The organism is Gluconobacter sp. P5B12 (assembly GCF_018812035.1).
Classification (GTDB): Bacteria; Pseudomonadota; Alphaproteobacteria; order Acetobacterales; family Acetobacteraceae; genus Gluconobacter.
Genome location: NZ_JACRVV010000006.1, coordinates 230,122 through 237,173, shown reverse-complemented (window position 1 = coordinate 237,173; position 7,052 = coordinate 230,122). Strand labels below are relative to the sequence as shown.

Annotated in this window: 6 protein-coding genes and 1 tRNA gene; 4 read left to right on the top strand and 3 right to left on the bottom strand. The window is 50.5% G+C overall.

The window, feature by feature from the left end; all coding sequences use genetic code 11:
* Positions 1-353: 353 nt before the first annotated feature.
* The 3 genes from KP702_RS11965 (at position 354) to purU (ending at position 4,091) form a co-directional block, all read left to right on the top strand.
* Positions 354-1,169: an SDR family oxidoreductase gene (locus tag KP702_RS11965; protein ID WP_202207843.1), complete on the top strand. Its 816-nt coding sequence runs from the start codon at positions 354-356 to the stop codon at positions 1,167-1,169.
* Positions 1,170-1,227: 58 nt separating this feature from the next.
* On the top strand, positions 1,228-2,619 hold the full coding sequence (locus KP702_RS11960) for a DUF2252 domain-containing protein (RefSeq protein ID WP_202207844.1): 1,392 nt from the start codon (positions 1,228-1,230) through the stop codon (positions 2,617-2,619).
* A gap of 593 nt (positions 2,620-3,212) precedes the next feature.
* Positions 3,213-4,091 (top strand): formyltetrahydrofolate deformylase, encoded by an 879-nt coding sequence (purU, locus tag KP702_RS11955; protein WP_215769001.1) that lies wholly within the window; start codon positions 3,213-3,215, stop codon positions 4,089-4,091.
* Between the two features lie 25 nt (positions 4,092-4,116).
* Here the strand turns inward: purU and KP702_RS11950 are convergent, their stop codons facing one another.
* The 3 genes from KP702_RS11950 to KP702_RS11940 all read right to left on the bottom strand — a co-directional run bounded on the left by KP702_RS11950 (position 4,117) and on the right by KP702_RS11940 (position 6,024).
* A complete protein-coding gene (locus KP702_RS11950) occupies positions 4,117-4,983 on the bottom strand; it encodes a DNA/RNA non-specific endonuclease (RefSeq protein WP_215769000.1) in 867 nt (288 codons plus the stop codon).
* 65 nt (positions 4,984-5,048) lie between these two features.
* Positions 5,049-5,133 (bottom strand) — tRNA-Leu (locus KP702_RS11945).
* A 105-nt stretch (positions 5,134-5,238) separates the two neighbouring features.
* Complete coding sequence (locus KP702_RS11940; protein WP_237389990.1) at positions 5,239-6,024, bottom strand: class I SAM-dependent methyltransferase; 786 nt, start codon at positions 6,022-6,024, stop codon at positions 5,239-5,241.
* 165 nt (positions 6,025-6,189) lie between these two features.
* Between KP702_RS11940 and KP702_RS11935 the strand changes: the two genes are divergently transcribed.
* Positions 6,190-7,047: a neutral zinc metallopeptidase gene (locus KP702_RS11935; RefSeq protein WP_202207847.1), complete on the top strand. Its 858-nt coding sequence runs from the start codon at positions 6,190-6,192 to the stop codon at positions 7,045-7,047.
* Positions 7,048-7,052 lie beyond the last annotated feature (5 nt).

Below are 7,052 nucleotides of genomic sequence, written 5' to 3'. Positions count from 1 at the left end.
TATACTTACATTATTTCTATTTTCTTGATTTATTATATATAATTGATATATTTGTAAACTTATGATGGACGCGCTTATTGATCCTTTTTTAATTGCAAGAAATTGGGTACGGAAGCAATTATAAGTGAAAAAATTATCAATTAAATCATCAAACTCAGATCTCCAAAAGTAATTTAAAATAATTATTTATCAATTAACGAGTGTTGGAAGTCCAAGGAGGATAAAATAATTTATTTCAAAGCGTGCCTAAAGCCTCTAGATTTAATTCAGTGGAAATAGGAAGATGAGCATCGTCGCTTCAAAATTTTTTCTTTCATAACGCTCTCATCATGCTCACAGTGATTGTTTTCTAGATGCCTCTTAAGTCGCCCCTTAGGCCAGTTTCCGCTTTTCAAACCGTCGTTCTTACGGGGGCTTCTGGAGGCATCGGAACGATTGTCACCCGAAAGCTTTTAGATCAAGGCCATAGAGTAGTTGCGTTGTCTCGCACTGCTCCAGATATTGCCCATGAAGCACTGACGCATATCTATTACGATGCCTCTAACCTGCACGACATCAGCCGAGTAAATGAAGTCCTTTTAAAACAAATTCCTGGTGTCGATATCTTGATTCATTGTGCGGCAATTATAAGCCCGGGCATGGTCGAAGATACTCAACCGGCAGATGTAATACGGCAAATTTCGATTAATCTGACAGCACCGATTGCACTTACGTCTTTATTATTACCAAAAATTCCGGCTGGAGGCCGTATCATAATAGTAAACTCCATGGCCGCGACGATTCCTTTAGCTGGGAGTAGTGTTTATGGTGCGACCAAAGCAGGACTGCGAAACTTTGCCCTATCGTTGGCTCAGGAAATAAGCCCTAAAGGCATTGCCGTTTCATCCATTTTTCCGGGAGCTGTGGAAACGGAGATGCTACGTCAGGAGATGGAGACTGGTGGTTCGGTTCTAAATTTTGTTGGCACCCCCGCAACACCAGAAGTTATTGCCTCTGAAATCCTGAAGCTTATTCAAAAGCCAAAACTTGAGAGATTTTTTCCTAAAATCGACGGAATTTTTGGTGGTTTATGCTTACTAATGCCGTCTCTCCTGCGCCTCAGCATGCCTTTACTGACTTTCTTGGGAAACCGGGGTTTTCAAAAATTTCTTCGAAATAACAGAAAATAGCAAATATAATTACCAAATATTGTCATTAAGGATGAATTTATAGAGGAGAATACTGGTCATGAAGAACGATCCCAGAGAAATTGCTACCCACAAATCTGTTCTTTTGACAAGAAAAGAAAGTCATTGTCAGGGAGCCAAGCTTAGAAAGCAGACGCCCCGTGGAGCCCATGCTGAATGGAGCGCCTCAGACGTACGTCAAAACCCTGTAAATCTTTTATTCGAACAGGGAAAAGGTCGCATTTCGTCTCTTCTTCCGGTGCGCTATCAGCGAATGAAAGTCTCACCTTTCACGTTCCTTCGTGGGTCTGCGCTTGTCATGGCCAAAGATCTTGCTTCCACCCCGGCATCGGGCATCAATGTTCAGTCTTGTGGAGATTGCCATCTTGCCAACTTCGGAAGCTATTCGTCTCCGGAAGGCGTTCCGGTTTTTGATATCAATGACTTTGATGAGACCCTGAAGGCACCCTTTGAATGGGATGTTAAGCGCTTGGGGACTTCGCTGGTGCTTGCCGGTCAGGAAAGCGGGCTATCCAGCAAGGCTACCAAAGACCTTGCGACAAGCATGTCTCTTTCTTATTGCGAGCAAATGACGCGGCTGGCCGCGATGACCCCTCTTCAGATCTGGTCAGAGCGCATTGACCTCACAGCTGCAATTGCCGGTTTTGAGGACCCAAAAGTCCGTACTCGCGCAGAAAAGCTTCTTTCTGAGCGGATAGAAGCAGCAAAAGGGCATTTCGGCCTGATTGCAAGTGATGGAAAAAATCCAGCGTTCAAGGAAAAGCCTCCGCTGGTCATGCGGTTACCCGAACAGGAAGAGACCATCCGGCTTGCTTTTAGTCGATATGTTGAAACACAGCCGTTAGAGCGGGCCATTCTGTTGCGCCGGTACACTCTTAAAGACGTTATTTTTAAGGTTGTCGGGATTGGGAGTGTCGGAACGTTCTGTGCAATTGGACTGTTCTCAACTGCCGATGGAGAGACCATGCTTCTGCAGATCAAGGAAGCCCAGATGTCCGTTCTGCAGACTGATACGCTGACTTCACCCTTCGCCAATCAAGGAGAGCGCGTCGTAACGGGGCAGCGGATCATGCAGGCTGTGTCTGACACATTTTTGGGGTGGACGCACAGTAATGCCTCAATCTCTAGCGATACACCTGATCTCTCGGGAAGCGGGCGCCAGTTTTATGTGCGGCGCGTCAAGGATAGCCGATTGGCCGCTGTCGGCTCAGATGTGGCTCAGGATGGTTTGGCTGATTATGCAAAATTGTGCGGACGGACTTTGGCGCGGGCACATGCACGTTCTGGCAATGTGAGCATGATTTCTGGCTATCTGGGTAAAGGCGCTTCTTTCGCCTCAGCCATATCAGACTTCTCTGAGACGTATGCAGATCAAACCCATAAAGACTGGAAGATGTTTTGCTCAGCCGTAGAAAACGGTGAAATCCATTAGAAGCCCTTCTGAGGATTTTCTGGCGTGTAAGTCATGGTTTCACTTCTCGTGCGTATTCGTCCTCACGTCAAATCCAAGTACTTTTCCTGTGCTTGGATCAAGATGACACTCCCATGTAAATGAGACCCACTCGATAGGGGATGCTTTCCTTTGATACTGTCCCCGCCCTCGTATCAGAGACGCGTTTACGACCACCTGGCTTTCTGGCCTGTCATCCTGAAGAAAAAAACGATTGTTTGAACTTCCTCGCTTAACGAGTTCGTGCCGCGCGGCAGGCTGGCAGAGATAGGTTGTCATAAGCCAGGCTGTTCCTTGCGTCGCCACAGCGTTCCTCTCCCGTGGGTCACGAATAGACGCGATCTGACGCGAAATGAGTTTTTGCTCTGCCGGTGACGGAATACTTTCTTGCCGTGCTGATGCATCTGCATGCCCGAACAGAACAACGATTAGCAGGCAAGATCCTGCAAACAGATAATCCCGTATCGTCATAAAGTCCTCTGCCCGGTGTTTTGCCTGTCTACCATCTGGGCGTATAGGTAGGGACCGATCCGTCACCATGCCAAGTGGCAATTCAACGCTGGACCCCGCCTTTCATGATTCGTCAGTCATCTACGCTTACAACTTTCGTAGTCACCTTAAGCTGCCCTAACCGCCCTGGCATTGTAGCTGCCATCAGCCAGCGTCTTTATGAGCTTGGTGCGAATATCACGGAAGCACAGCAGTTCGACGATACTGACAGTACCCAGTTTTTCATGCGAATTGTTTTCGATGTGGCAAAGGAGGCATTGTCCGAAACCCAGTTGAAAACAGAATTTTCCCGTCTGGCTGAAAATTTCTCGATGGACTGGCAAATCAGTGACATCTCAAAGCGCCAGAAAGTTCTCCTTTTTGTGTCCCGCTTCGATCATTGCCTTGTGGACCTTCTCTATCGCTGGCGTATCGGTGAACTACAGATAGATCCGGTGGGAATCATCTCCAATCATGCGCGGGAAACCTATGCTGATCTGGATTTCCATGGCGTTCCATTTCACCATCTTCCCATTACCAAAGATACCAAGGCGGAACAGGAACAACGCATCTGGACTGTTTTTCAGGAGAGCGGGGCTGAACTGGCTATTCTGGCGCGATATATGCAGGTCCTTTCCAACGAAATGGCCACTCGCCTTTCTGGACGTTGCATCAACATTCACCATTCCTTTCTACCAGGCTTTAAAGGCGCTCGCCCCTATCATCAGGCGTTCAGCCGTGGCGTAAAGCTTATTGGTGCGACGGCCCATTATGTCACCAGCGATCTGGATGAAGGACCGATCATAGAGCAGGACGTAGAGCGGATCTCTCACGCTGACGACCCGGAAGACCTGATCCGTAAGGGACGTGATATCGAGCGTCGCGTACTTGCTCGCGCCGTACGGTATCACATTGAACGACGGGCCATTCTAAATGGAAACAAGACGATTGTTTTCACGCCCTGAGCGAGAAGGCGGCCGACCAAGGCGCTTATTGAACAAGCGCCTTGACGAGAGCCTTGATCGCCTTCTGTGCCGCTTTGGACCCCCACTCCTTGAGGAGCCTGTTGCTACGCGGACGCTTGGAGAGTGCATAAGGGCTTTCCCTGATCGGCGGCATGCCTACAACCTGTTCCTTCATGGACTGCGGAAGTGCGGGAAACGGATCCACGTTCACGAGCTGCATCAGAAGCGCAACGGCTATGATCTTGCAGGTTGGCTTGCGTGTATTCAGGCACACATAGGCACCAGTACCATTGGCGGCCGGATCGTAAATGGCCTTCCATGTCGCAGCCGGAACCGGGATACGCCCTCTTCCAATTCTCACGCTGTGATCTGGATCGTATCCGGGTCCAGTAACAACGAAAATTTCGCCTTCCTGACGTGCCCACCCTCTGACAGCGCTTTCAACACCTTCCCACGGGCCACGGTTCAACTCACCCGTTTGGGGAACAATATTGGACAGCAGGAAAGACTGCTGCTGAGACGCAAGACCCGGCTCATTGCCGCTTGGTGTCATATGTCCCCGGTCGTAGCCTGAGGCTCTGTAGTCCGTCAGCGACGCGCGCATGGAGGCCGGTAGCCTCATATCGGGAAAGAATTTTCCTTGTCGGTTCGTGTCATCAGCAATTTCAAGATTTTCTTCGGTCAGGTCTTCAGCAGACCAGAGCGGACCCTTTGTCGCTTCTGAAGCCAGAACGGCATAATGGTCATTACACAGCTGAACAGTGCCTGATCGCGCGGTCTCTGACAAAAGTGCGGGGGGAACACCTTTGGCAAATAAGGCCGGGCACGAAGCCGCATGTGCGGGACATGCGATAACCAGAAACCCGACGAAACCAAGCGGAAGATATTTCAACGCCCCTCACAGACCTAAAGCCAGACAATCTTGTCTGCCGGAACAACGAGGATATTGAAAATGACTGGTACGGGCAGAGGGACTTGAACCCCCACAGCTTGCGCCACCAGAACCTAAATCTGGCGTGTCTACCAATTCCACCATGCCCGCAGACTGTGAGGTGGGTCTAGACGATCTCCACGGCTCTTGCAATGGCTATCAACGACCTAAATGACTGAAAAATCACACCTCACAGAAAGAAAATTGATTTAGGAGTTAATTTCCAACCTTCTGGAATTTCAGAACAAAATTGTCCCCTTCCCCGATGGCGGCATATTTGGCGCGATCAACTTGGCCCAGAGCGTATGTTGGAGGAAGGGTCCAGATCCCTTTGGGCCACTGTGCCGTATCCCGGGGATTGGCGTTGATTTCGGAGCTCCCAACAAGCTTGAAACCCGCTTTCTCAATCATCTGGATGGCGTATGCCTGTCTCACATACCCATCTTTTGCCTGCGGGTCCTGCGGAGCGCTGGTGTTTCCGCGATGGTCTTCAATACCCAGAATACCGCCTGGCTTCAGCACTTTGTGGATTGCCTCCAGCATCTGCGGGGCATTTCCAGCTTCCATCCAGTTGTGCATATTCCTGAATGTCATGACGAGATCCGCACTGTCTGCCGGTGCGAAATTCAAATTCTCTGCATCAAAACGAGTGGTTTTGACGGCTCCGTAGATATCCGGATGCGTAGCCTGAAGCTTGGCAATACTCTGCTTTTTGATATCTGCGGGCCCGAGAGCAACCGTATAAGTGCCTTGGTCATGAAGATACGGCGCGAGAATTTGGGTCCAATACCCTCCAGCAGGCCAGATCTCTATGACATTGGACGTCGGAGATATCCCGAAAAACTGCAGCTCTTCCAGCGGGTGCCGAACACTGTCACGGGCGACGAAAGCCGGCGTTCGCTCTGAAAGTTTGAGAGCTTGATCCAAACTTGGGCCAGCCAATGCTGGCGTGGCTGTCAAACATGACAAGGCCAACAGAAAACCGGATTTCGACAGCATCATGATAACTCCTGTTGCAACTGTCGTGACTGTGACACGAGGTCGTAGAGGATGTCTTCACACTTCTTCGAAGCCTGGTGTCCAAACGGTGCCTTGCGCTCACGAAATCTGATAAAGGATAATTTAACAATTTTCCCATCCGGGAAACGGCAACAGGGCAAAACACACATGCGTCTCGACGACCAACGGGAAAGCACCAACATTGATGATCGACGCGGTTCCGGAGGCGGAGGACGCGGCCCTTTGAGGATCGGAGGGATTGGTGGTGTCATCCTTGTCATTGGCGCACTGTACTTCGGCGTTGATCCCCGAGTGGTTCTGAACCTTCTCGAGAATGGTCCGGCAGCAAATACACCGGCGACCAGCCAGCCGCAGGCAGCAAAAGACGACCCGGGAAGAAAATTCATCGCCCGTATTCTCGGATCTACCGAAGATGTCTGGAGCAGCACCTTTCAACAGATGGGGCGAACGTATCATGATCCCGGTCTGGTGCTTTTTTCAGGCGGCACCCAGTCTGGCTGTGGCTATGCTCAAACGTCTGTAGGCCCGTTCTATTGCCCCGCCGACCGTAAGGTTTATCTCGACCTGCAGTTCTTTCAGGAATTGCAGAGTCGTCTGGGAGCGAGCGGAGACTTCGCGAGGGCCTATGTAGTTGCTCACGAGGTCGGGCATCACGTTCAAAATGAACTGGGCATTATGCAGCAGGTCAATCAGCAAGGGAGCGCCGCCCAGAAAGGGGCTAACGGCCTTTCCGTGCGCGTTGAGCTACAGGCAGACTGTTTCGCTGGTGTCTGGGCCAAGCGCGCGAATGATACCCGCCATTTCCTTGAGACGGGAGATATCGAAGAAGGTATGAACGCAGCCTCAGCGGTTGGTGACGATCGCCTGGAACGGCAAGCCCAGGGATACGTTGTCCCGGATAGCTTCACGCATGGAACATCTGCGCAGAGAGTAGCGTGGTTCAAGCGCGGGCTGGAAAGCGGCGATATCAAACGCTGCGACACGTTCAACGCCCCTGCTCTCTAACCTTC